This is a genomic window from Nocardia beijingensis NBRC 16342, assembly GCF_001612785.1.
Lineage (GTDB): Bacteria > Actinomycetota > Actinomycetes > Mycobacteriales > Mycobacteriaceae > Nocardia > Nocardia beijingensis.
The window spans coordinates 24,787-48,681 of the sequence record NZ_BDBC01000062.1; the positions used below are offsets into that span (position 1 = coordinate 24,787).

The 23,895-nt window shown below is 68.2% G+C and carries 19 protein-coding genes; 8 read left to right on the forward strand and 11 right to left on the reverse strand.

Features of this window, described 5'->3' with window-relative positions:
- Positions 1-189: 189 nt before the first annotated feature.
- The 6 genes from NB3_RS29165 to NB3_RS29190 are packed head-to-tail and all read right to left on the reverse strand — an operon-like array spanning position 190 to position 5,855.
- On the reverse strand, positions 190-1,335 hold the full coding sequence (locus NB3_RS29165; RefSeq protein WP_067809724.1) for a CaiB/BaiF CoA transferase family protein: 1,146 nt from the start codon (positions 1,333-1,335) through the stop codon (positions 190-192).
- The gene (locus NB3_RS29170) at positions 1,332-2,462 is read right to left on the reverse strand and encodes a CaiB/BaiF CoA transferase family protein (RefSeq protein ID WP_067809725.1); all 1,131 of its coding nucleotides are present in this window, start codon (positions 2,460-2,462) and stop codon (positions 1,332-1,334) included. Before NB3_RS29170 ends, NB3_RS29165 begins: the two co-directional genes overlap by 4 nt.
- Positions 2,463-2,502: 40 nt before the next feature.
- A complete protein-coding gene (locus NB3_RS29175) occupies positions 2,503-2,925 on the reverse strand; it encodes a Zn-ribbon domain-containing OB-fold protein (protein WP_067809727.1) in 423 nt (140 codons plus the stop codon).
- Positions 2,926-2,941: 16 nt separating this feature from the next.
- Positions 2,942-4,153 (reverse strand): thiolase family protein, encoded by a 1,212-nt coding sequence (locus NB3_RS29180; RefSeq protein WP_067809728.1) that lies wholly within the window; start codon positions 4,151-4,153, stop codon positions 2,942-2,944.
- Between the two features lie 4 nt (positions 4,154-4,157).
- Positions 4,158-4,661, reverse strand: coding sequence for a MaoC family dehydratase (locus tag NB3_RS29185; RefSeq protein ID WP_067809730.1), 504 nt, complete (start codon positions 4,659-4,661; stop codon positions 4,158-4,160).
- Positions 4,662-4,697: 36 nt separating this feature from the next.
- Complete coding sequence (locus NB3_RS29190) at positions 4,698-5,855, reverse strand: acyl-CoA dehydrogenase family protein (protein ID WP_067809732.1); 1,158 nt, start codon at positions 5,853-5,855, stop codon at positions 4,698-4,700.
- 340 nt (positions 5,856-6,195) lie between these two features.
- Here NB3_RS29190 and NB3_RS29195 point away from each other — a divergent pair, with 340 nt between their 5' ends.
- The 3 genes from NB3_RS29195 (at position 6,196) to NB3_RS29205 (ending at position 10,284) form a co-directional block, all read left to right on the forward strand.
- Positions 6,196-7,542 carry a phenylacetate--CoA ligase family protein gene (locus NB3_RS29195; protein ID WP_067809794.1) on the forward strand — a complete coding sequence of 449 codons (1,347 nt, stop codon included), beginning with the start codon at positions 6,196-6,198 and terminating at the stop codon, positions 7,540-7,542.
- A gap of 91 nt (positions 7,543-7,633) precedes the next feature.
- Positions 7,634-8,587, forward strand: a complete 954-nt coding sequence (locus NB3_RS29200; RefSeq protein ID WP_067809733.1) for a LysR family transcriptional regulator — start codon at positions 7,634-7,636, stop codon at positions 8,585-8,587.
- 536 nt (positions 8,588-9,123) lie between these two features.
- A complete protein-coding gene (locus NB3_RS29205; RefSeq protein WP_067809735.1) occupies positions 9,124-10,284 on the forward strand; it encodes a lactonase family protein in 1,161 nt (386 codons plus the stop codon).
- Between the two features lie 12 nt (positions 10,285-10,296).
- On the opposite strand, the gene NB3_RS29210 is transcribed toward NB3_RS29205, so the two are convergent.
- From NB3_RS29210 to NB3_RS29230, 5 genes are read right to left on the reverse strand one after another with little or no spacing between them, the layout of a single operon-like run.
- Entirely contained in the window at positions 10,297-11,778 is a 1,482-nt protein-coding gene (locus NB3_RS29210) for an aldehyde dehydrogenase family protein (protein WP_067809737.1), read from the reverse strand.
- A gap of 31 nt (positions 11,779-11,809) precedes the next feature.
- Positions 11,810-12,826 carry an alcohol dehydrogenase catalytic domain-containing protein gene (locus NB3_RS29215; RefSeq protein WP_067809738.1) on the reverse strand — a complete coding sequence of 339 codons (1,017 nt, stop codon included), beginning with the start codon at positions 12,824-12,826 and terminating at the stop codon, positions 11,810-11,812.
- The gene (locus tag NB3_RS29220; protein ID WP_067809740.1) at positions 12,826-14,799 is read right to left on the reverse strand and encodes a hydantoinase B/oxoprolinase family protein; all 1,974 of its coding nucleotides are present in this window, start codon (positions 14,797-14,799) and stop codon (positions 12,826-12,828) included. Before NB3_RS29220 ends, NB3_RS29215 begins: the two co-directional genes overlap by 1 nt.
- Position 14,800: 1 nt before the next feature.
- Entirely contained in the window at positions 14,801-16,843 is a 2,043-nt protein-coding gene (locus tag NB3_RS29225; RefSeq protein WP_067809742.1) for a hydantoinase/oxoprolinase family protein, read from the reverse strand.
- Positions 16,844-16,868: 25 nt separating this feature from the next.
- A complete protein-coding gene (locus NB3_RS29230) occupies positions 16,869-17,078 on the reverse strand; it encodes a hypothetical protein (protein ID WP_067809743.1) in 210 nt (69 codons plus the stop codon).
- A gap of 187 nt (positions 17,079-17,265) precedes the next feature.
- Here NB3_RS29230 and NB3_RS29235 point away from each other — a divergent pair, with 187 nt between their 5' ends.
- The 5 genes from NB3_RS29235 (at position 17,266) to NB3_RS34575 (ending at position 23,873) form a co-directional block, all read left to right on the forward strand.
- Positions 17,266-18,261 (forward strand): AraC family transcriptional regulator, encoded by a 996-nt coding sequence (locus NB3_RS29235; RefSeq protein WP_244892133.1) that lies wholly within the window; start codon positions 17,266-17,268, stop codon positions 18,259-18,261.
- 116 nt (positions 18,262-18,377) lie between these two features.
- Entirely contained in the window at positions 18,378-19,469 is a 1,092-nt protein-coding gene (locus NB3_RS29240; RefSeq protein ID WP_067809747.1) for a LuxR C-terminal-related transcriptional regulator, read from the forward strand.
- Between the two features lie 131 nt (positions 19,470-19,600).
- Positions 19,601-21,667, forward strand: a complete 2,067-nt coding sequence (locus tag NB3_RS29245) for a hydantoinase/oxoprolinase family protein (RefSeq protein WP_067809748.1) — start codon at positions 19,601-19,603, stop codon at positions 21,665-21,667.
- Positions 21,668-21,676: 9 nt separating this feature from the next.
- Positions 21,677-23,596 carry a hydantoinase B/oxoprolinase family protein gene (locus NB3_RS29250; protein WP_067809750.1) on the forward strand — a complete coding sequence of 640 codons (1,920 nt, stop codon included), beginning with the start codon at positions 21,677-21,679 and terminating at the stop codon, positions 23,594-23,596.
- Positions 23,597-23,612: 16 nt separating this feature from the next.
- On the forward strand, positions 23,613-23,873 hold the full coding sequence (locus NB3_RS34575) for a hypothetical protein (RefSeq protein ID WP_084823774.1): 261 nt from the start codon (positions 23,613-23,615) through the stop codon (positions 23,871-23,873).
- Positions 23,874-23,895: the final 22 nt, after the last annotated feature.

Below are 23,895 nucleotides of genomic sequence, written 5' to 3' on the forward strand. Positions count from 1 at the left end.
TCGAGCAGGTAGTTGCACGAGCAGCTGTCACCGTCGGCGGCTTTCGACGCACCCCACGGACCGTTCTCACGAGCAGAAGCAGTACGTGGACCAGGCGTTCGAGAAGATCGAACCGTTCTTCGCCGAGCACCTCTGATCACCGCGGACGGCGGTGGAGCCGGTCCGGTGCGCAGCGCACCGGGCAGGTCGTCATCCGATGGCGCCCGCTTCACGCAGCGCCGACAGATCACTGTCGGTGAAGCCCCAGTCCGTCAGCACTTCATCGGTGTGCCTGCCGGGTTCGGTCGGCGGTCGCTGAATCGCGCCGGGGGTGCGGCTGAACCGCGGCGCGGGGGCGGGCTGGACCACGCCCTCGATCTCGACGAAAGTGCCGCGGTCCCGCAAGTGCGGGTGCGTGGGCGCCTCGGTCAGCGACAGGACCGGGGACAGGCAGGCCTCCCGGCCGTCGGCCATGGCGCACCATTCGTCGCGGGTCCTGGTGCGGAAGACCTCGGCCAGCCGCTCGCGCATCCGCGGCCAGCCGCTCCGGTCGTGCTGATCCGGAAGTTCGGACTCGTCGAGGCCGAGCACATCCAGCAGATTGCGCCAGAACCGGGATTCGTTGGCGCCCACACTGATCCAACCGCAATCGGCGGTCTCGTAGACGTTGTACCAGGGCGCGCCCGAGTCCAGGCGGTTCACGCCGCGTTCGTCGTGCCAGTAGCCGGCGGCGAGCAGCCCGTAGAACAGGGTCATGAGCGAGGCCGAACCGTCGACCATCGCCGCGTCGACAACCTGGCCGCGGCCCGAGGTGCGGCTCTCCAGCAGGGCCGAGACGACGCCGAACGCCAGATACAGCGAACCACCGCCGAAATCGCCCGCTAGATTCAGCGGGATGACCGGCGGTTCTCCGGCCCGGCCGACCGAGTGCAGGACGCCGGTGAGTGAGATGTAGTTGATGTCGTGGCCGGGGGCCGACGCCAGTGGGCCGTGCTGGCCCCAGCCGGTCATCCGGCCGTAGACCAGTGCCGGGTTGACCGCCAGACAGTCGTCGGGTCCCACGCCCAGCTTCTCCGCGACACCGGGCCGGAACCCCTCGATGAGGATGTCGGCGCTGCGCGCCAGGGCCAGGACCGCGGCGACCGCCGAGGGCTTCTTCAGGTCGAACACCGCGCTGCGCCTGCCCCGGTTGAGCAGATCGAAGCGAGCGTCGACCGGGGCGCCGCCGTCGTAGCCGGGTGGCCGGTCCAGACGCAGGACGTCGGCGCCGAGGTCGGCCAGCAGCATGGCGGCAAAGGGGGTCGGCCCGACCCCGCCCAGCTCCAGCACCCGCACCCCCGACAGCGGACCGCTCATCGGGCCAGCAATCCGTTACTCGCGCCGATGTCCTCGGCGGCGGCCAACGGCGGCGGCCGCTTGCCGTCGAAGGACAGCGGCAGCCCGACGACCCCGATCTCGTCGGCACTGGGTGCGCCGATGATACCCAGTGCGCTGGTCTGCTCGTGGGCGATCATCTCGGCGGTGGTCTGCACCGGCGCGAACGGAACCCCGAAGTCCCGCAAGCGGTTCTGCCAGAACTCGCGCGTGTCGCCTGCCAGCCGCTCTCCGATCAGGCGATCGATCTCGGCACGGTTCACCAGCCGCGCCTGGTTGGTCGCGAAGCGTTCGTCGGTGGCCCATTCCGGCCGGTCCAGTGCCGCACTCAAGCGCGCGAACAACCCGTCGTTGCCGCAGCTCACGATGAGATCGCCGTCGGCGGCAGAGAATGCCCGGTGCGGGACGATGAACGCCACGCCCGATCCGCGCCGTTCGCCGGGCGCGCCGTCGGTGTTGTAGCCGGCCACGCCGATCGACATCCAGGCGATGGCGGTCTCGAGCAGCGACGCGTCCACCGCTGCGCCGTCCAGCTTGGACTGCCGCCGGTACAGCGCGGCGAGGATTCCGATGGCGGCCCACATGCCGGTGCCGAAGTCGATGATCGAGACACCGGCGCGCACCGGCGGTCGGTCGGGTTCGCCGGTGATACTCATGATCCCGGAGAAGGCCTGCATGAGCGGGTCGTAACCGGGCAGGGTATTCATCAGCCCGGTATGCCCGAACGCGCCGACCGCGCAGTGCACGAGCTCGGGTTTGGTCACCCGCAGGCTCTCGGCGTCGAGCCCGTACTTCGCGGCCGAGCCAGGACGCAGATTGTGCAGGAAGACATCGGCGCGCTCGGCGATGAGCCGGTGCAGTTCGGCGAGCTGGTCGCGGTCCTTGATGTCGATGCTGACGCACCGTTTGCCCCGGTTGAGCGCATGGAAGGCAGCGCCGCTGCCCTTCCACATGCTCGGTCCCCAGCCGCGCGCGGAGTCACCGGTCGGCCGTTCGACCTTCCAGACCTCGGCGCCGAGTTCTGCCAGGATCTTGCCGGCGAACGGCGCCGAGGCGCTGTCGCCCAGCTCCACCACCACAATCCCCGCCAGGGGGAGTTCATTCTGCATCGCCCGCTCCTGACCGATAGTGTTCTGTCATCGTGCACCTCTACCTGGTGGTCGCGGTGGTGAAGACGGGAACCGTCTGCGCGCCGCGTTCGACGAACCGGACGGTGACGGGTGCGTCGATGGCGAAGGATTCCGGATCGCCCTCGATCTGGCCGAAGAGCATGTAGCCCTCGGCCATCTCGACGAATCCCACGGTGTAGGGAGTGATCGAGGCCCACACGGGCGTGGGGCCGCGCATGACCGTACTGAACGAGTAGAGGGTGCCGTTGCCGCTGGACTGCTCCCAGGCCAGCCGGTCCGAGCTGCAGTACGGGCAGTACGAGTGCGCAGGCCACACTGGCTCGGTGCAGTCGGCGCAACGCTGGAAGGTCAGGCGCTGATCGTCGAGTGCCGCCCAGTACGGGCCGGCGTCGAGCAGCCGGTAGGGCTGGGGCCAGCCGCCGGATGCGGTGGTCTCGCTCATGATGTCTCCGATCCGCTCAGGCCGCCGAGGCCAGTACGAGGACGCTGCCCGCCGCGAGCATGCCGCCCGCGCCCTGGACCAGCGCGGTTTCCGGCCGCACGGCAGGCGCCAGTCCGTGTGCCGTGCCCCGCAGCTGGCGCACGGCCTCGACGAGGGTGTCCATGTTGCAGGAGATGCCGGGCTGGCCGAAGGACAGCCAGCCACCGTTGGTGTCGGTGGGCAGGTCACCGTCGATGCCGGTGCGGCCTTCGCGGTAGACGTCGATGCCGTGGCCCTTCTTCGCGAAGCCCAGGTCCTCCAGGAGGATCGGGCCCATGTGGGCGAAGTTGACCGACAGTTGCACCATGTCGATGTCGGACGGGCCGAGGTCGGCCATGGTGTAGGCCTGGCGTGCGGCCTCGATGGTCGCGGTGTGGGTCAGGTTGGGCAGGGTGCCGAAGCCGGGGAACTTGCACTGGCGCATGTTCATCCGGTCGGTCAGGTACTCGTGTGTGGTGGCCGAGCCGTAGCCGTGCAGGTAGACCGGACTCTGGTGCGGGCGCACGTTGTCGGGCGCGGTGACCACGAGGGCGCCACCGGTGCCGCCGCCCCAGGTGGAACACATCCACCGGCGCAGCGGGGTGGCCACATACGGGGAGGCGAGCACCGTGGCGACATCGATCTCGCCGTGGCGTGCCTTGGCCGCGTGCGGGTGGTGCGCGCCCCAGCGCTGGTTGGCGACGGCGACTTCGGCGAGATCGGTTTCGGTGATGCCGAATTCATGGAAGTACCGGCGCGCGGCCTGGGCGTAGAGGGACGGGATCGTGGGTCCGTAGATCACTTCGTACTGCGGATCCGCGTCGGCCTCGGCGCCCATGGCCACGGCGTCGACGAACAACTCCGTCGCGTCGCTCTGCAGGCAGAGCACGTACTCGGCTTTGCCCGCGGCGATCATTTGCGAGGCCTGCGCGAGCGTGGCGGTGAGGCCGGCGCCGTGCAGGGTCAGCTCACTGGTGAACGTCAAGGGCATCTGCATGTGGGAGGCGAAGATGTTGCTCCACTGCGACCGCTTGTCGGCCCACGGCGAGCGACCGGTGAACAGGGCATCCACCTGGTGCTTGGTGATGCCCGCGTCGGCCAGCGCGGCGACGGTGGCCTCGGCCGCCAGTTGCAGCGGGTCCTTGCGGTCGGCGCGGGTGGCATAGGCATCGCCCATGCCCACGATCGCGGCGACAGGTTGGGCGGTCATGGACTCAGCCTCGCGCGTTTTCGGTCGGCAGCGATGCGCCGACGAGGGCGTCGAGATCGGAGCGCTTACGCAGCATGAGCAGGCTCCACTCGCTGCGCTGGACCACGTCACCGTGCTGGTTGAGCGCCTTCATCAGGAAGGTGACGACGCCGAACTTGTCGTCCTTGTCCTTCTTGCCGGTCACCTCGGCGGTGACGTAGATGGTGTCGTTGATGAGCACCGGCTTCAGATAGCGCAGGTTGTCGATGCCGTAGTTGGCCTGGATGGACGGGCCGAACTGGATCAGACCGGTCATCAGCGAGTAGGTCAGCGAGCCCTGCACCAAGCGCTCGCCGAAGCGGGTCCGCGCGGCGTAGTGGATGTTGGAGTGGATCTCGATCCAGTTGCCGGTCAGCGCGCAGTAGTTCACCACATCGGCTTCGGTGATGGTGCGCCCGCCGGAGCGGAACACGGTGCCGACCTCGATCTCGTCGAGCGGCATATCGATGCGATTGTTGATGGTGGCCATCGGTGTTCCTCCTGGAAGTTTCTGCGGGACTGCGGCTTACGCGCCGGACGGCAGGCGCATCGACTTGGCGATGATGGTGCGCTGGATCTGCGAGGTGCCGCCGCCGATGGTGGACTGCACGCTCTCGCGCAGGTAGCGCTCCATGTCGGCCTCGGGCAGGTTGGCGTAGCCACCGAGGATCTGCATGCCGTCGAGGGCGCACTGCTTGAGGGTCTCCGAGCCGTACAGCTTGGCCATGGAGGTCTCCCGCGGAGCGGGCAGGCCGGCGGCCTTCATCTTCGCGGCGCGGTAGCAGAGCAGGCGGGCGGCGTCCACGCGCGTCTGGTTCTCGGCCAGCATGTGCTTGAGCACCTGGAACTCGTAGATCGGCTTGCCGAACTGGATGCGCTCGTGGGCGTACTTGTTGGCCGCGTGCACCGCCTGCTGGGCGTTGCCCACGTAGGCGGCGGCCACCGCGCAGCGCTCCAGCTCGAGGTGGTCGGTGATGATCTTCCAGCCCTGGCCGACCTCGCCGAGCAGCGCGTCGGCGGGGACCCGTACCTCGTCGAGGAAGATTTCGGTGGTGCCGGTGGCGTGCCGCGACAGGGTCGGCAGCTTGCGGATGTCGACGCCCGGAGTGTCGTTGGGGATCAGCAGGACCGACAGGCCACCGTGTTTGTCCTCGGTGTCGGTGCGCACGAGCATGGCGATGACGGTGTCCTTGGCGGCGGCGCCCGAGCACCACAGTTTCTGGCCGGAGACGACCCAGTCGCCGTTCTCGTCGCGGCGGGCACGGGTCTTGGTGTTGGACGCGTCCGAACCGGCGTCGGGCTCGGAGATCGACACCGAGAAGCGGAGGGAACCGTCGATGAACGGCTTGACGTAGCGCGCCTTCTGCTCGGCGGTGCCGTACTTCAGGATGTTCATCGCGGTGAAGGTGGGCACCAGCACGGAGCAGGCGAAGTCGAAGCCGAACTTGCCCAGGCCCTCGGCCATCAGCGAGTAGTCGAAGATGTCGCCACCCGAGCCGCCGTCCGCTTCGTCGATGAGGATGCCCAGCCAGCCCTGCGCGGCGATCTTCTCGTACGCCTCGTAGGGGTACTCCCGGTTCACATCGCAGTGCCGTACGTATTCGACGGTGATCTCCTCGTCCATGAATTTGTTCACGACGTCGAGCCAGGCCGCCTGCGACTCGTCCAGAAAATTGGAATTCATTCTCTTACTCCGTTGTGCGATGCGATTGTTTTTCGCGCGATTCGGCGGATGGCAGGTACCGAGCCTGGGGCGGTCGGCCCGACGACCGCATGCCGATGTCGGGCGCGGTGCGCAAGCAACACTGCGGTGACCTCGCACGATTCCGGATTCCCGAGACGGGATTACCGGCGATATTCCGAGGCTGCACGACGGTGCGGCCGATAGCAAGTGATGAATCGTGAAGTGCCGTTTCACCGATTGCGAATTGAACCGCCGGAATCACCGATCTATGGTCGGAACAGAATTCCGCCGGACCGTCAATTTATCCCGGCGACGGCGAATCGGCCATTCAGGAGTGATGATGAGGAATATTCCGTTCTCGGCGCGGCACTGGAGCGCGGTCGAGTCCCTGCCCGCCGAGGACGCCCGTCGCGTGCAGGACGAACGACTGCGCGAGCAGCTCGCCTACCTGGCCGGGAACAGCGCGTTCTACCAGGCCAAGTTCGCCGAGCAGGGGGTCGACGTGAGCCGGGTCGCCACGACCGCCGACCTTGCGGGGCTGCCGTTCACCGAGAAGCAGGAACTGCGCGACAGTCTCGCCGCCCATCCGCCGCTGGGCGCACACGTCGCAGCCGACGGGGCCGATATCGTCCAGGTGCAGGCGTCCTCGGGAACGACCGGCTCGCCGTCATATGTCGGACTGACCGAGCCCGACATCCGCACCTGGTGCGAGCTGGGCGCACGCGCCCTCTATGCCAATGGTTTCCGGCCCGGCGATCGCGTGCTGCACGGCTTCGGCATGAGCAAGGGTTTCGTGGGCGGACTGCCGATCATCCAGATCCTGCAGTACATGGGTGTGGTCGACATCCCCATCGGCGCCGAGGCCGGCGCAGAGCGGCTGCTGCGGGTGCAGGCCGATCAGCGGCCCGAGGGGCTCATCGGCACGCCGTACTTCTTGACCCACCTGGCCGAGCAGGCACCGCGCATCGTCGGCCGCGCCGCCGACGAGCTGGGTGTGCGCTCGATCAGCGTCGGCGGCGAGCCCGGCGGCGGCCTGCCCGCCGTCCGCGGGAAGCTCGAAGCACTGTGGGGCGCTACGTCACGGGAGATGCTGGGCGGCACCGATATCGCCTGCACCTATTGGGGCGAGTGCGAGGCGGGTGAAGGCATGCACTTCCTCTCTCCCGACCTGATGATCGCCGAGCTGATCGACCCGGAGACCGGCGAGCAGGTCGATCCGGTCGCCGGCGCGCAGGGCGAACTCGTCTACACCGCGCTGCGCAGGCAGGCCTCCCCCCTGCTGCGTTTCCGCACCCGCGACCACGTGGTGGTCACCGGCACCGACTGCGCCTGCGGCCGAACCGGTTACAAGGTGCGCTGCGTGGGCCGCACCGACGACATGCTCATCGTGCGCGGGATCAACCTGTTCCCCTCGGCGGTCAAGGAACTCGTCCTGGAACTCGCGCCCGCGACGACCGGTGAGATGCGGATCCGGCCGGACTTCGAGGGTCACTCCACACAGAAGCCGCTGCCGCTCGTGGTCGAGTACGGACGGCAACTGAGCGAGCAGCAGCGCGACGAGCTGCGCACCACGATCGAACAGCGGGTGCGCTCGGCGCTCAACGTCAAAACGATCGTCGACCTGGTTCCCGACGGAACGCTGAAGCGTCCCGACCACGTGAAGGTGGCATTGATCGAACGCGTCTGATCCTGACCAGCGAATACACGCGCCCTAGTTATATACAATATATACTACGGTACGATAGGGTCACTGCCCGCTGCATGATCACGAAGGTGAGATGACCACTTTCAACCGCCTGCACCTGATTCGCCAGATCGACCTGTTCACGCTGCGCCTGTTCCTCTCGGCCATCGAAGAGCGGCAGATCGGGCTGGCCGCGATCCGCGAGAACATCGCCGCGTCCACCGCCACCAAACGAATCCAAGTGCTGGAGAACATCGCCGGGGTCGAACTGCTCGTCCGGACCCCGAAGGGCGTGGTACCCAGCGCCGCCGGCACGATCCTGGCCCGCCACGCCCGCAGGATCTTCGACAGCCTCGACGACATGCGATCGGAGTTCGCCTCGCTCACAGAGGGCGTGCGGGGCGAGCTACGGGTCGTGTCGGCCCGCTCGGTGATCGTGCCGTTCCTCGCCCACGAGCTCGGCGAGTTCAGCCGGGAGTTCCCGCTGGTGGACCTGATCGTGCACGAGGTGGAGAACTCCGACATCGTGAAGGAGATCGCCCGCGGCGAAGCCGATCTCGGCGTCTTCGCCTCCGCCTACGGCCTCGACCTCGACGGTGTCGATGTCACCCCGTACCGCCGTGACCGGCTGGTCGTGGTCACCCCGCGCGGCCACCACCTCGCCGAGCGGGACGCGGTCACCATCCTGGACCTGCTGCCGGAGAACCTCATCGCGCCGCAGGCGCTCGTCGCCGCGCTGCGTGCCGCCGCCCAGCGGGCCGGCGAGGAGTACAAGCCCACGCACGTCCTGCGCAGCGGCGGCACGGCGATCAGTCTCGTGCACGCCGGCCTCGGCGTCACCGTGCAGCCCGAATGCCTGGTCGGGCACGAGTGGTCCGGCCGGGTGGCCGTCCTCGATCTCGATGAGCCGTGGGCCGAGCGCCGGATCCACCTGGCCACGCCGCGAGGCCGCGAACTCGGTCCCTCCACCGAGCTTCTCGTCGAACACCTGCTCGCAACGTCCGCTGCGGAGACCACCGACGCCCTCGGTCTTCCCACCGATTCCTGAGGACACCTTCATGCTCGGTTCCGCCGTATCCGCCGATCTCGCGGCGGCCTTTCTGTCAGCCTGATCTTTCCGAATCCACGTGGCCCGCGCGCGTAAATCAGCGGCGAGGTAGATGATCGTCGACTCGTCGAGGTCGAGCGCTCCGTCGGAGCCGATCGCGAATCGGCGCAGAACCTCCTCGCCACCTCGGGTGTGGTCGGCGCCCAACGCCCCACCTGTCGTCATGGAATCAGAGGCCATGAAGGGAAAACAATGGGGCGCGGTCCACGGCACGACTGCCTGTGATTCGGACACTTTCCGGATCAGTCGAAGAAGCGGCGCGGTGGCGCCGACAAGCTGCGTGTCGAATCGATTGGCACCATTGCCCTTTCACACCGGACATCCCGTGATCGTGTCCGAATATCTGGACAGTTCCGGAACCGGAGATTGCCTACCGTCTAGCTCACTTCGCCCCGCATCGCAGCGGCCGCCGAATACGGAGCGGCCAGGGGCGAAGAACAAGGAGCGCCGATGCTCTGTTTGCGAAAGGTACGTCGATGACGACATCTCCCTCCCGCCGATCCGGTTTCAGCCGCCGCGGATTCCACAAGGCGGCCGTCGCGGTCGCCACGGTCCTGCTCAGCTCGGCGAGCTGGACACTCTCCCCCGCACCGCAGGCCGCCGCCGCCCTGTCGCCGCAGTTCATGCTGGTCGGCGGCACCGCGAGTGGCAGTATCGCGGTACTGCGGATGAACGCCGACGGTTCGCTGACCAAGGTCGCCGGCACTCCGTTCGATGTGGATCTCGGCCTGTTCTCGGTGGCGCTCGCGCCCGAGGGCCGGACCGTCTATGCCACGCAGGCGGCCTCCCAGAAGGTCACCGGCTATCACGTCGACGACCAGGGCGCGCTACGGCCGGTGGCGGGCGGCGAGGCGGTGATCGACGGCGGACTGCCCATCACCTCGGCGATCACCCCGGACGGCAAGTGGTTGTTCGTCGGGGTCGGCGGGTTCCCCGGTCGCATCGACGCGTTCGCGGTATCGGCCGCCGGTGCGTTGACACCGGCCGGCTCGATCCCCGTGCCCGGCGCGGGCGCGGGCGTGCTGCCCATGGTGACCATCGACCCCGACGGGCGCTTCCTGCGATTCGCGAGCGCGATCGACGGCAACGTCGCCGGTTTCGCCATTCACGCCGACGGGTCCCTGGCCGCACTCGGCGATTCGACACAGGTCGGCCTGCTGCCGGTCAATCCCGGGTACACACCGGACGGACGATTCGTCTACATCAGCCACGAACAGGGCGGCGCGGTCTCGGGATACGCGATCGGCGCAGACGGCCGGCTCACACCCACTCCTGGCTCGCCCTACGCGGTCCCGGCGATGCCGCACAATGCCGAGGTCAGCGCCGACGGGCGCCGCGTCTACATCCCGTCGGTCGCCGCGGGCAAGGTCAACGGTTTCGCCATCGGTGCCGACGGTGCGTTGTCGCCCCTACCCGGCTCCCCGTACAGCACTCCGCTCGGTTCGGGCCCCGGCTGGGTCGTGCTCAGCGACGATCAGAAGCATCTCTATGCCGCCGATGTCCTCACCACCGGAATCACCACCAAGGTGCACATCTATGACGTCCGTGACGACGGCAGCCTGGTCCCCTCCGCACTGCCCACGGTCGACACCGGAACCATCGTTTCCGACGGCCCGGTCATGGTGAAGACAAGATAGTCGCTCTGCGCTTCAGCCCAGATTCATATAGACCGCCTTCGGGTAGAGGTAGCTCTCCACGTGCTCGCGGCCGCCCTTCCAGCCGTAGCCGCTCATCTTCGTTCCGCCGAAGCCCACCGACGGGTCGAGTACGCCGTAGCAGTTGACCCAGACGGTGCCCGCGGTGAGACCCCGCGACACCCGGTGCGCGGTGCCGAGATCTCTGGTCCAGACACCGCCCGCCAAGCCGTAGGGGGTCGCGTTGGCCAGGCGCAGTGCCTCGTCCGCGTCGTCGAACGGGATCACCGTCGCCACGGGGCCGAAGATCTCCTCCTGCGCGATGGTCATCTCGTTCGTCGCGGAGGCGAACACCGTGGGTTCGACGAAGAATCCCGAAGCCCGGTCGCCGTCCAGCCTCCTGCCGCCACTGACCAGTTCGGCCTCCTTGTTCCCGATGTCGATGTAGTTCAGCACCCGTTCGAGTTGACGTCGCGAGATCAGCGGGCCGAGCTGGCTGTCCGGGTCGAGACCGTCGCCCACCCGAATCGTCTTGGTGAATTCCGCCATGCGCGAGACGAATTCGTCGTGGATCGAGCGCTGGACGAAGATCCGCGTACCGGCCACACAGACCTGACCGCTGTTGGTGTACACGCCCATCGCCGCGCCGGGGACTGCCTTGTCCAAGTCGGCGTCGGCAAAGACGATGTCGGGTGATTTGCCGCCGAGTTCGAGCTGGAGCCGTTTGATGTTTCCGGCCGAGGCGCGCACGATCGTCCGCGCGGTACCGACCGAGCCGGTGAACGCGATCCGGTCGACGCCGGGGTGCTCGGCGAGCGCGGCGCCGGCATCTCTGCCGAACCCGGTGACCACGTTGACGACGCCGTCGGGCACCCCGGCTTCGGTGAGCAACTCGGCCACTCGCAGCACCGACAGCGATGCGTCTTCGGCTGGTTTGAGGACGGCGGTGCAACCGGTCGCCAGCGCCGGGCCGAAGATCCACCACAGGCCGATGAGCGGGCCGTTCCAGGGAATGATCCCGCCGACCGCGCCGACCGGCTCGCGATAGCGCAAAGTCACGAAGTCGCCGGGCAGCGAGTTCGGCGGCGTGGTGGCCGTGCCCGCGTCGACCTGCGAGGCGAAGAATTGCAGCACCTGCGAGGTCCACTCCCGCAGGCCCCGGGTCCGGGCCAGCGGGGCGCCCATGTCGAGGGTCTCGATGGTGGCGAGTTCCTCGAAATTGTCGAGGACCAGGTCGTGGACGCGCAGGATCAACGAGCGACGCTGGTGGGGCGTCCAGCGGCGCCAAGGGCCTTCGAAGGCCGCGCGCGCGGCCGCGACGGCGGCGTCCACGTCGGCGGCGCCGCTCGCGGCGATGGTGCCGAGGGTGCCGCCCGTGGCCGGATTCACGACGTCGATGGTCTCGCCCGACGCGGCGGGCACCCAGCGCCCGCCGATCAGGTTGCGCTGCGCGTTGCCGACGAACGCGGGCACGGGATGGGTAGCGGTAATCGTCATAGTTGTCTCCGAATCAACAAAGGCGCGGCGGTCAGCCGAACAGGAAGACGCCCTTGCCCGCGTCCTGCTTGTCGAACCATCGGTAGGCCTCGTCGGCCTGCTCGATGGTCCAGGTGTGCGAGTACAAGTCATCGACCGGAAGATTGTGCGCGACAACGTAATCTGCGCATCGCGCCTGCTCGATCGAAGACATGGTCCAGGACGTCATCAGCGTCCATTGCTTCTTGTAGACCGCCTGGGTCGTGAACTGGACGTGACCGGGCAGGCCGATGAACACGGCCCGGCCGAAGGTGCCGAGGACAGCGAGCGCGTCGTCACCGGCGCGCCCCGAGGTCTCCATGACGACATCGGCCATCCGCCCACCGGTGTACTCGGCGACCGCCGCCGCGACGTCCCGCTCGCGAGAGTTCACCACCAGATCGGCACCGAACCGGCGACTCTCGGCCAGCCTGCGGTCATCGACATCGACCGCGATCACCCGGGCGCCCATCGATGCCGCGAACATCGTCGCCGAAAGCCCCACGGGGCCCTGTCCGATCACCACCGTGGTCGTATCCGAGACACCGCCGAGCCGCTTGATCGCGCCCCACGCCGTCCCGGTGCCGCACCCGATGGCTGCACCTGCCTCGAACGACAGTCCCTCCGGCATCGGCAGCAGCGCCGAGGCCGGCACCAGGGCGAACGGCGCGTGGCCACCGTCGACATGAACCGCCATGGTCTTACCCGGCGCGGTCTCACACATCTGCGGCCAGCCCGCGCGACAGCGGCGGCAGGTGCCGCAGCCGAAGTAGTGGTGGATCATCACGCGGTCGCCGACGGCGAACCGGGCCGGGTCGACGCCGTCGCCGAGCGCGTACACCTCGCCACACGGTTCGTGACCCTGGATCACCGAGTGGTCGAAATCGAAAGCGCCGTGGTAGAAGTGCAGATCCGAGCCACACATCCCCGAGGCGCGGACCTTCACCACGACCTCTCCGGATCCCGGTTCGGGCTCGGGGAAGTCCTTCAACACCGTCGTCCCGTCTCCCGGGAACACGATCCCCTTCATCAGTTGTCTCCTGTCTCTTGCGGGCGATCGGACCGACGGGCGTCGCGCAGACGCGCCGTCGCCTCGCGATCGATGCGCAGTCCCTCGGGATCCAGACGCGGGTCGCCATGAACGACCACGCCGTAGTCGCGCGCTGCGCCCGCGATGCTCACGTACTCGTTGCGAACGTCGGCGAGCACCCGCTCGGGATCGCGACGCAACGGATCGCCCCAGCCCCCACCGCCATTGGTGAGGCAACGCAGGATGGTGTTCGGCTCGGTGGCCCACACCTGTTCGGCGGCGAAGTAGTGGTACCGGCCGTCGATCGGGTCCAGCGCCTTGGTCTCGGGATCGAGCACGCCGGCGACGGGAACGCTGTCGGCGTAGACCTGCGTGCCGGTGCCCAGAATTCCCGGGGTCGCGCTGTCGTCACGTGGCGGGAACAGCCACATCGCTCCGGTTGGCCCGGCCTGTCCGCCGTTCGCGCCCACACCGGACGGCTGTTTGGTGCGGAACGGCGACAGGTAGTGCGCTCCGGCGGTGAGCCACAGCGCGTCCTTGAGATTGGCCGCGCCGCCGCGGAACGTTCCCGCGCCGCCGGTGTCGATGGCGTGTTCCTTGCGCAACAGCACCACGGGCGAATCGCGTTCGATCGTCTCGGTCGCGGGATCGAGGTTGTTGAGCGTGAACAGAACCGTGTAGCTGTCGCCGTCGCCGACGTGGGTGGCGCCCCAGGGGCCGTGCTCGCCGCCGCATTGGGTGGCCGAGGTCCACGCGGTGCCGTCTGCCCGCAGTCCCGACGCGTTGTGCGTATTGGTCGAGCCGTAGTCGCCACCCACACCGTACCGGCCGAGTACGGGATTGAGCGCGTCGAAGATCGCCGACGCGACGGCGCCGGAAGCCTCCCAGAACATCATGATCCCGCCGTCCGGCGGCAGAGAGGAGACGATGGTGCCCGGCGGCACCGCGATGTCGACGTTGCGCCAGGTGCCCGAGGTGAACGGCACCTTCGGATCCAGCAGCATCGTGAGGGCCACTCCCACAGCGGTTTTGGCGTCGAGCACACCACAGTTGATGCAGGTCCGCGCCTGGGGCGAGGTGCCGGACAGGTCGATCTCCATGTTCTCGCCGCGTTTGCGCACGAGCACCCGCACGGTGTAGTCGATCGTGTCGTCGAGACCGTCGGCGTCGATCAGCGCCGAACCCTCGTAGTCGCCGTCGGGTATCAGCGCGATCGCATCGCGCATCCGTTCGGCGGAGGTGTCACAGGCATAGTCGAGCGTGCCGAGGTACGCCGCGAGGCCGTACCGATCGATGTTCTCCAGTACCAGTCGCTCCCCCAGCTTCAACTGCTGGAAGATGCTCTTGAAGTCGGGCAGCAACATGCCGCCCCACCGGGTGTTGTCGAAGATCAGGCTGAAGGTGGAGCGCACCGGTTCGTCCTGCGACCACAGCAACATGGGCGGGATCACCAGCCCGTTCTCGAAGACGTTGCTCTTGGTTGCCGAGAAACCACCGGGCACTGTGCCGCCCATGTCGAGCTGATGCGCGCACATGGTGACGAAGGAAACGATCTCACCGTCGACGAACACCGGACGGGTGAACGCCACATCGTTGACATGCCTGCCACCGCGATAGGGGTCGTTGCAGATCAGCACGTCACCGGGACGCAGGTTCTCGGACCCGTACTCCTCCACGGCGTTTCGGACGGCGTCGCCCATGGTGCCGAGGAAGACGACCAGGCTGTTGCTGACCACGGCCATCGGATAGCCTTTGCCGGCGGGACCGCTGATAGTGCAGGCGAAGTCGTACCAGTCGCGGATGATGGGCGAGAACGCCTCACGCATGAAACCGGTGGACATGTGCTCGACCGCGTAGCGCAGCCGGTTGGTGATCACGGTCGCGCTGAACCGGTCGCACCCGTATCGATCGTGGAACTGCGCCTCGGAGAGGTCTCGGAGCCGAGGGGCGGCGGGGATGGGGGGACTGGACATGTCACTTCCTCTGGATCACGATTTCGCCGTACCGGCCGACGGTGGCCTGCTGCCCCGCGCCGACATGGGTGGTGGACAGTTCTTCCTCGACCACCGCCGGGCCGTCGAGCACGTCACCGGCTCGCAAGCTCACGCGGTCGTAGACGTGGGCCTGCTGGGCACCGACGCCATCCGCGTCCAGGTCACCTAGATAGCGCAGAGTGACCGTGCGGATCGGAGTGAGCGGCCCGTCCGCCTCGGAACGGACCGCGAGTTCGGCGTATTCGACCTTGGGGGTGTCGAGCACGGCGCGGACCCGGAACGTCACACCCTCGACAGGCATGGTCTCGAACCGGTTGCCCGAGCGTGCTTCGTAGGTGTCGTGGAAAGCGGACACCATGGTGGCCACCGCCGCTTCGTCGATCGTGCCGCTCGGCACGGGCACGAACGGGGTCTCCCAGCTCTGTCCGGCCAGGTGCGCGTCCATGCTGCGCAGCATCCGCACCGATCCGCCGCCGGTCCGCGCCCGCAACCTTTCCTCCATGTCGGCGAACAACGCATCGATCGCGGGAGCGGCCTCGCCGGTGAGCATGAGATACGCACTGCGGTCGACCGTGAACACCTGGTCGGTGGACAGCAGGCCGACGGCGGAGAACAGGCCCGGGTTCGGTGGCACGATCACCTGCTTGCACTGCACCGTATCGAGGACCGCCGGCAGCAACATCGGGCCCGCGGCGCCGAAGGCGACCAGGCTGTAGTCGCGGGGATCGACGCCGTTCTTGATGGCGACGTTGAACACGCCTTCGGCCATGTTGTTCACCGCCATCTCGTAGGCGTAGCGGACTCGATGGGCCAGGTCGAGTTCGGTGTCGAGGGACTCGAACGCCCGCCGTGCCGCGTCGGCGTCGAGTCGCAGTTCCCCACCGGCGAAGTCGCCGGTGCCGAGGATCCCGATCAGCAGGCAGGTGTCGGTCGTCGTGGGCTGGGTGCCACCGCGGCCGTAACACGCCGGGCCTGGCTGCGCCTTGGCGCTGTCGGGCCCGACCTGGATTTCTCCGGCGGCACCGAGGGATACGATGCTGCCGCCGCCCGCGCCGATGCTGGAGATGTCGTTGGCGAGGGCGTTGACCACGAGGTCGTGCTCGAGTTCGAAGGTGGTGTCGACGAAGGGTTCCCCGGCGCTGACCACGCTGATGTCACAGGACGTGCCGCCCACGTCGGCACACAGCAGGTCGTTCTCGTCGATCAGCGCGCCGAAGTGGGCGCAGGCGACGGTTCCGGCGGCGGGACCGGAGAACACGATCCGGAACGGCTGCTCCATCGCCTGCGCCGACGGCACCAGGGTCGCAGCGCAATCGGCGAAGTTGAGCTGGCCGGCGAAACCCAGTTCGCTCAGCCCCTTCTCGAGGCTCGCCGTGTAGTCGGTGTAGATGATCTTCATCAGCGTGTCGATCACGGTGGTGGAGGCACGCGCGTATTCCTTCGCCAGCGGGGACACCTCGCTCGAGATGGAGCACGGCACGTCGCCGAGCACCTCGCCGACCAGCTCGCGCAGCCGCAGCTCGTGCGCGGGCTCGACATAGGCGTTGAGCAAGCAGATCGCGACACCGGCGACCTCGCACCGGCGCAGCACCTCGAGCTCGGTCCTGGCCTGATCCTCGTCGAGCCCGAAGAGCACCGCGCCGTCGGCGGTGATCCGTTCGCGGATGCCGCGCCGCAGGTAGCGCTGCACCAGCGGCCTGGACGCGTCACCGAAGCTGCGCCGCCAGTGCGGGTCGAGGATGGCCTCGGCCGGACGCCAGACGCGGCCCATGTCGAGGATGTCGCGGTGCCCCTCGGTGGTCAGGAAGCCGATCTTGGGCAGCTGGCGGGTGATCACGGCGTTGAGACCGTGCGTGCTGGCGTGGTTGAACACCGCCGCGTCCGCGACGCCGAGGATCTCGGCGCCACGCAATACGGGCCCCGCGACCTCGGCGTAATCGGTGGAGATCTTGGCGGTGTGGATCCGCCCGTCGCGCCAGGCGACGACGTCGGTGAATGTGCCGCCCACATCGACTGCGATCATGGTGTCTCCTGTCGTGGTTCGGTGCTCAGACGAAGTCGGCGAGCAGCTGGATGGGACCGAGGCGGTGCCACGGCTCCCGCGTCACGGAATGCAGGCAATGCTGGCACTTGACCACCCGCACCCAGCCCCGCTCGGCGACCACGGGATACGCGCGCAGTTCGGCGGCGCCGCATCGTGGGCAGGTGCCGTCGCGGGGTTCGCGGGTCACCTCGAGCGGTGTCGGTGCGTCGGGCATGACGGTCCTCCTACGGCAATGGTTTTCTTCGGCGAGCGCCGTGAGGACGACCGTAGGGTCGAGAGATCTGGGTCACAATCCGCCTGACGAAGGCGCGTTGTCCTTCGAACGAACCGTCATGTCGCCAGTGGACGATATATTATATTGACTATGTGACACCCCTCACGCCTGGAAGGAGGGTCTGCCGTTGCCGTCAGCACCCGCGGCGTGCGTGAGCGCCTTTCGCACGGAAGATCCGGCCGCCGCCCACGACCACGTGGCCGCCACCTTCGCCCACCACGAACTCGCCCTCGACGAGCGTGGCGGCGTCGACTTCACCCTGGAGACAGTGCGGTCGGAGAGCCTGACCGTCGGCCGGATGGCCTACGGCACCGCCGCGCGCATCGACGGGCCGGCGATGCAGACGTGCTATCACGTGAACCTGGCCGTCGCGGGACAGAGCACGGTGGCGCAGCACGGCACGCGCCGCTCGTTCGGCGCGGGTGAGGCCGGAGTGGCGTTCGTCCACGACGCTCCGGTATCGATCCGCTGGAGCGCCGACGCGGCGCACTATCACATCAATCTGCGCCGAGGTGCCTTCGAACGTCACGCGGCCAGGCTGCTCGGCCACCGGGAGACCGAACCGGTCCTGTTCGACCTCACCTTCCCCATCGATTCCCCCACCGGCCGTGCCCTTTTGGCCTCGACCCGATTCGTCTACGACGAATTGGCCCGCGAAGGCGGGGTGTCGACGATGCCGCTGGCCTGCCGCGAACTCGAGTCGACACTGATGACACAGATCCTGCTCACCGCGCCGAGCCAGCTCACCCCGAGGCTGACCGGCTCGGCACCGGACATCGGCCACGCTCGGGTACGGGACGCCGTCGCCTATATCCACGCCAACCCCGACGCCGACGTCTCGACCGCCGAACTCGCCGCCCGTGCAGGAGTCACCGCCCGGGCGCTACAGCTGGGCTTCCGCGACGCTGTGGGGATGTCACCGAGCGCCTACGTCCGCTCGGTGCGACTCGACCGGGTACGTGCCGAATTGACCTCCGGCCGAGCCACTTCGGTGAGTGACACGGCGATGAAATGGGGCTTCTTCCACCTCGGCCGCTTCGCGCATCAGTACCGCGAACGGTTCGGCGAACTGCCCTCGGAGACCGCCGGTCGCGCCGGCGGCGATGTCACCTCCGCACCATGAGGCAGCGCCGACCGGCCCGCACGGCTCCCGGCGACAGCCGGGCATCCATCGGTGGTCCGGCCCTCGGCTCGTGGTCCACCAGATCGTGTCGAAGACAGCGGATACAGGAGTCGCGCATGTCCAGTTCATCGAGACAGCGCAGTGTCGCTGAGCTGAACGCCACCATCGCCGAGATCGCCGCGCAGGCGCACGCCGCGGTCGATCGCGATCCGGCCGAACATCGAGCCGCCACCGACGAATGGAACCTGGGCGAACTCTGGGACATGGTCACCTCCCACGCCTTGCGCGAAGCGGACACGGGCGCGCCCTCTCCCACCCGGCTGGCCGCATTGCTCGGTGTGCTCGACCGGATCAGGGCGGCGGAATCCATGCAGGCGCAGATCCGGCTCGCGAACCGGACGCGGCGGCTGAGCAGGGTGCACGCGGCACTCGCCGAGATGAGTGGCGAGACCGCCGTGGACTCGCTGCTGGCCCGGGTCCCGGAAGCGGCGTGCAGTCTCGGTTTCGATCGGGCCCTGGTCTCCACCGTCGACGGAGCGTGGCGTCTGCACACGATGTTCGTCGTCCGCGATCCCCAGTGGGCGGCCGACATCGTCGCGGTCGGACGGGAGAACCCACCGATCCTCGACAACGGCTTGGTCGAAAATGACACGGTGGTCGACGCGCGCGCCGTGCTGGTGCACGAGGTGCAGGACAACCCCCGGGTCAACCGCCCGCTGGCGGCGATCACCAAATCCTCCTCCTACGGGATCGCACCCATCGTGGTCGACGGCGCCGTGGTCGGCCTCGTGCACGGCGATTGCTACCACCAGCAGCGGGCGCTCGACGAGGTCGATCAGCTGCTTCTGTCCGCCTTCGCTCAGGGGTTGAGCCAGCAGCTGGCGAAAGTGTCCGTGCTCGAGGGCGTCTCGGCGATGCGCGCTCAGCTCGACGGGTTGGGCCGCTGGTCCGCACCGCGACCGGCTGTCACCGCATCGATCGCGGCGAGCCGGTACGACGACGCGATTCTCACCCGACGTGAAGTGCAGATCGTCCGGCTGCTCGCCGCGGGCGACTCCAACGCGCGCATCGCCCGCAAGCTCACCATCTCCGAGGGCACCGTCAAAACCCACATCACCCGCGTGCTGCGCAAACTCGGCGCCGCCAATCGCGCCGAAGCGGTTTCGATCTGGTTGCGCAACGCGGACCCGACGACGATCCGCGCCTGATCCGATCGGACCGGCCGAAGGTCGTACGAATCTCTCACCCGCGGTGGATGTCCTCGCGCCCGCCGAGCGGAAAAGTGACCTGCGACATAGAGCGGCACCATCGCCGCTGCACACGGGCCCGGAGGCGCGGTATGACACAGAGTGAACGGAAGGCCGACTGGATCGTCGGCATCGACGTCGGTGGCACGTTCACCGACATCATCGGGCTGAACCAAGCCACCGGCGAGGTCCGCGACGGCAAGGTCCTGTCCACCACGGAACAGGAGGTCGGCGTCCTCCGGTCGCTGGCGGCGATCGATGTCGCCGTGCCCGAGGTCGCCGAGATCGTGCACGGACACACCGTGGGGATCAACGCGCTGCTGAGCCGGACGGGCGCGCACACCGGTCTGATCGCCACCGGCGGCCATCGCGATCTGCTCGACATCGGGCGCATGCACCGCGAATTCGGCGACCGCTTCTACGATCCGACGTGGCTGCGGCCCCACCAGGAACGCCCGATCGTGCGGCGCGAGTCGCGCTTCGGGGTACCCGGCCGGCTGCGCTACGACGGCAGCGAAATACTCGCCCTCGACGAGGACGCCGTGCGCCGCGCTGCCAGAGAACTCGGTGCGCAGGGCGCCCGCTCGGTGGCGGTCTGCCTGATGAATTCCTACATCGACCCCGCCCATGAGCAGCGCACCGCCGAGATCGTCGCCGAGGAACTGCCCGGCGCCTACATCCAGACCTCGGCGTTGTATCCGGTGACGCGCGAGCACGAGCGCACCACCACCGTGGCCCTGGACGCCTATGTGGGTCCAGCCGTCGTCGGTTATCTCCAGCGCTTGATGGCCCGGCTCGCCGAACAGGATTACCGGGGCACCTTGTGGATCATGATGATGAACGGCGGGGTGGCGACCTTCGCCGACGCCGGACGGGCGCCGGTGTTCCAGCTCGTCTCCGGCCCGGTCGGCGGGGTGAGCGGCAGCGTCAAGCTCGCCGACGAGAGCGGCGTGCCGAACCTGCTCACCATTGATGTGGGCGGCACCAGCACCGACGTGGCCGCGATCCGCGGCGGCAGGACTCCACTCACCGACACCTGGACCCTGGAGACCGGGCTGACGCTGACCATGCCGCTGGTCGACGTCGAAAGCATCGGTTCCGGCGCGGGCAGCTTGATCCGCCCCAGCGCGCTCGGCACCGTCGCCGTCGGCCCGGCCTCGGCCGGATCGAATCCCGGCCCGGTCTGCTACCAGCGTGGCGGCGTGGAGCCCACACTGACCGACGCCTGCGCCGCGCTCGGCATCCTGGCGCCCGACCTGTTCGCCAACGGCGCCATCCGGCTCGACGTGGACGCCGCGGTCCAGGCGCTGCGCGCAACCGGCAAGCAGTGGGGCATGTCGGCACTCGAACTCGCCTCGGCCGCTTACGAGATCGCCTGCCAGGACATCGCGGCGAAGGTGCGCAGCATCTCGGTGTACCGCGGCCTCGATATCCGTGAGTTCGCTCTGCAACCGTCCGGGTCGGCGGGGCCGATGCTCGCCGACCGGGTCGGTCAGATCCTCGGCGTGGACAAGGTGATCGTGCCGCGCAGTCCCGGCCAGTTCTCCGCTCTCGGTCTGCTGCGCAGCGACCTCATGGTGACGCGCGCGCGATCCATCATGACTCCGCTGGCGCCCGACCACGCCGAGGCGGTGGAAGCCGCGTTCACGGCGTTGCAGGACGGCATCAGAACCGATCTGCGGGATCAGGGCATCGATGTGTCGCGCCTGCGCTTCGAACGCGCCGTGTTCGCGATGTACCGGGGCCAGACCTGGGACAACCGGCTGCCGATCGAGGCGGCCGCGCTCACACCCGAGCGGGTCGGCGAGCTGATCCCTCGATTCCACGAGTTCTACCAGGACTCCTACGGTTTCGCGGCCCCCGAGATCCCCGTGGTCGTGTCCACCGTCGAGGTGACCGCGGTGATCCCGCGCGAACTCCGCGCCGCCGACCGCACACCGGACGAGGGCGGGTCCTTCCTGCGTACCACCCGGCTGACCGTGCCGGGCACCACCGAACCCGTCGAGGCGCCGATCCACGTCCGTGAACGTCTCGCGCCGCATCGCCCGGTGCCGGGGCCCGCCCTGATCGCCGAGAAGTTCGCGACCACCCTGGTGCTGCCCGGCCGCGCCGCCCACGTGGACGACGACACCAATCTCATCATCGAGCCGCAGGCCTGAGGAGCAACCATGACCAGCACCACCGATACCCCCGGCCCCGCGGTCGACGTCGAGCTCGACATCCTGCGCTACGGCCTCATCGAAGTCGCCCGCGAGATGCTGGATTCCCTGATGCGCAGCGCCTTCTCGCCGGTCTGCCGCGACATCCTCGACTGCACCAGCGCCATCCACATGCGCACCGACGACGGCTGGGAGACGGTCGCGCTGTGGGAGGGTTGCATGCAGCACGCCTTCACCGCGCCGCACATCGCGAATTTCGTGATGGACGACTGGGACATCGACACGATGCAGCCCGGCGACGTCATCTTCGTCAACGACCCGTGGCGTGGCACCATCCACCAGTCCGACGTGAACCTGCTGCGTCCGGTATTCGTGAACGGCCGGGTGGAGTTCCTGCTGCACTCGACCTCGCACCTGGTCGACCTCGGCGGGGCGATCCCCGGCGGCTTCTCCAACGGCACGCAGACGCACTTCGAGGAACAGCTCAAGCTGCCGCCGACATTGTTGTACGCCAACGACGTTCCGGTGCGGCCGACCTTCAACTTCCTCCTGGAGAACAACCGGGTGCCGCAGCTCGTGCTCGGCGATCTGCGCGCACTACACGGCTGCCTGGTCGTCGGCGAACGGCAGTTGCGGGAACTCGTCGCCCGTAGCGGTTTGGACCGGATCCGGGCCGCTGGGCGATATGCCATCGAGTCGACGGAGGCGAGCATGCGCCGCGGTATCGCCAGCATTCCGGACGGCGATTACACCGCTGAGGACTTCCTCGACGAGGACGGCGTGAGCGGCGAAGCGATCCCCGTGCACGTCACGGTGAAGGTCCGCGGGGATTCGATGGAGATCGACTTCTCCGGTTCCGGCCGTCAGCCGCTGGGCAACTGCGGCACCGCCTGGTGCGAGGCCAGCCGCTGCATCGAGGCGGTCAAGCTGATGGTCGACCCGTCCACGCCGGTCAACAGCGGCACCTTGCGTCCGATCGAGACGATCCTGCCGTCCGGCAGTGTGGTGCAGGTCCTGCCACCGTCGAGTTGCTCCAACCACGCCGATATCGGCGCACGCGGCATCAATGTGGTGACCCAGGCGCTCAGCCGGGCCACCGACGAGGCCTTCGCCTGCGACACCGGCACCGCGGTGGTCGTCAGCCTCGGCGGCATCGACACCCGGGCCGGGCACGAGGGGACGCCGTGGGGCGCGTTCGCGCTCGCCGGCGGCGGCTGGGGCGGCACCTGGAAGGAAGACGGTGTCTCGTTCTGCGTGATCCCGATCGGCAACTGCCGCACCTCCGTGCAGGAGCATCTCGAGATCGAGAGCCCGCTGGTCGTCGTCCAGCACGAAATGGTGGTCGATACGGCAGGCGCCGGTCGGTATCGCGGTGGCGCGGGCTCGGTGTATTCGATCTACGCCGAGTCCGACACGATGGTCACCGTCACCGCCGACCGGATCCGCGTCGGGGCGCCCGGCTCGAACGGAGGCGGCGCGGGCGCTCCCGCATTCGGTTGGTACATCGAGGATTTCGATCTCGCTCGGCACGCCGATCCGCTGGATCTGCGCGGCATCGAGCCGTTGTTCGGCATGTTCGACGCCGACGGCAGGCCCGACCCGAACCACGGCGAATTCGGGCGGGGCGCGCGCTATCGGACGGGTAAGTTCTCCGGTCTGCTCCTGCGAGCCGGCGACGCCCTGCGGTTCGTCATCGGTGGTGGCGGCGGCTGGGGCGATCCGCTCGAGCGTGAGGCCGACCGGGTCGCGGCCGACGTGCGCGCGGGACTGGTGAGCACCGAATTCGCCGCCGCCGGTTACGGCGTCGTGTTCAACGACGGCGAAGTGGACGAAGCGGCCACGACGGCACTGCGCGCGCGCCTGGCGAGCGAGCGCGCCCAAGGGCGCTGGCAGGTGCCGGTCGCCACTCCCCGCACCTGGACACTCTGAAGACGAGGACGAACCCATGTCAGTCGATCGACTCCTGTTCCCCCGCCCCGAGGCCGAGCGCGTCTACGTCGAACGGATACGCGTGGACGGCGTATGCCCGGCCTGCGGTGCGGCGAAGCTGGCCCGCTATCCCGTCGCCAACTTCCTCGGCCCGCGCATGGTCGTGAAATGCCAGCAGTGCTTTCACCACGTATCGGTGACCCGCCCGGAGCCCGAGGACCATTGGCCCGCCTGGCGCTCTCCCGCCAGGGACTGGCCCGCTTCCCGCGTCGGCTGAGCGCTCTCCCCCATCCGATCTC

Coding starts and splice junctions, on each gene's coding strand:
- NB3_RS29165 (WP_067809724.1), bottom strand. CDS start 1,335: ATGAGCGGTCCGCTGTCGGGGGTGCGGGTGCTGGAGCTGGGCGGGGTC.
- NB3_RS29170 (WP_067809725.1), bottom strand. CDS start 2,462: ATGCAGAATGAACTCCCCCTGGCGGGGATTGTGGTGGTGGAGCTGGGC.
- NB3_RS29175 (WP_067809727.1), bottom strand. CDS start 2,925: ATGAGCGAGACCACCGCATCCGGCGGCTGGCCCCAGCCCTACCGGCTG.
- NB3_RS29180 (WP_067809728.1), bottom strand. CDS start 4,153: ATGACCGCCCAACCTGTCGCCGCGATCGTGGGCATGGGCGATGCCTAT.
- NB3_RS29185 (WP_067809730.1), bottom strand. CDS start 4,661: ATGGCCACCATCAACAATCGCATCGATATGCCGCTCGACGAGATCGAG.
- NB3_RS29190 (WP_067809732.1), bottom strand. CDS start 5,855: ATGAATTCCAATTTTCTGGACGAGTCGCAGGCGGCCTGGCTCGACGTC.
- NB3_RS29195 (WP_067809794.1), top strand. CDS start 6,196: ATGAGGAATATTCCGTTCTCGGCGCGGCACTGGAGCGCGGTCGAGTCC.
- NB3_RS29200 (WP_067809733.1), top strand. CDS start 7,634: ATGACCACTTTCAACCGCCTGCACCTGATTCGCCAGATCGACCTGTTC.
- NB3_RS29205 (WP_067809735.1), top strand. CDS start 9,124: ATGACGACATCTCCCTCCCGCCGATCCGGTTTCAGCCGCCGCGGATTC.
- NB3_RS29210 (WP_067809737.1), bottom strand. CDS start 11,778: ATGACGATTACCGCTACCCATCCCGTGCCCGCGTTCGTCGGCAACGCG.
- NB3_RS29215 (WP_067809738.1), bottom strand. CDS start 12,826: ATGAAGGGGATCGTGTTCCCGGGAGACGGGACGACGGTGTTGAAGGAC.
- NB3_RS29220 (WP_067809740.1), bottom strand. CDS start 14,799: ATGTCCAGTCCCCCCATCCCCGCCGCCCCTCGGCTCCGAGACCTCTCC.
- NB3_RS29225 (WP_067809742.1), bottom strand. CDS start 16,843: ATGATCGCAGTCGATGTGGGCGGCACATTCACCGACGTCGTCGCCTGG.
- NB3_RS29230 (WP_067809743.1), bottom strand. CDS start 17,078: ATGCCCGACGCACCGACACCGCTCGAGGTGACCCGCGAACCCCGCGAC.
- NB3_RS29240 (WP_067809747.1), top strand. CDS start 18,378: ATGTCCAGTTCATCGAGACAGCGCAGTGTCGCTGAGCTGAACGCCACC.
- NB3_RS29245 (WP_067809748.1), top strand. CDS start 19,601: ATGACACAGAGTGAACGGAAGGCCGACTGGATCGTCGGCATCGACGTC.
- NB3_RS29250 (WP_067809750.1), top strand. CDS start 21,677: ATGACCAGCACCACCGATACCCCCGGCCCCGCGGTCGACGTCGAGCTC.
- NB3_RS34575 (WP_084823774.1), top strand. CDS start 23,613: ATGTCAGTCGATCGACTCCTGTTCCCCCGCCCCGAGGCCGAGCGCGTC.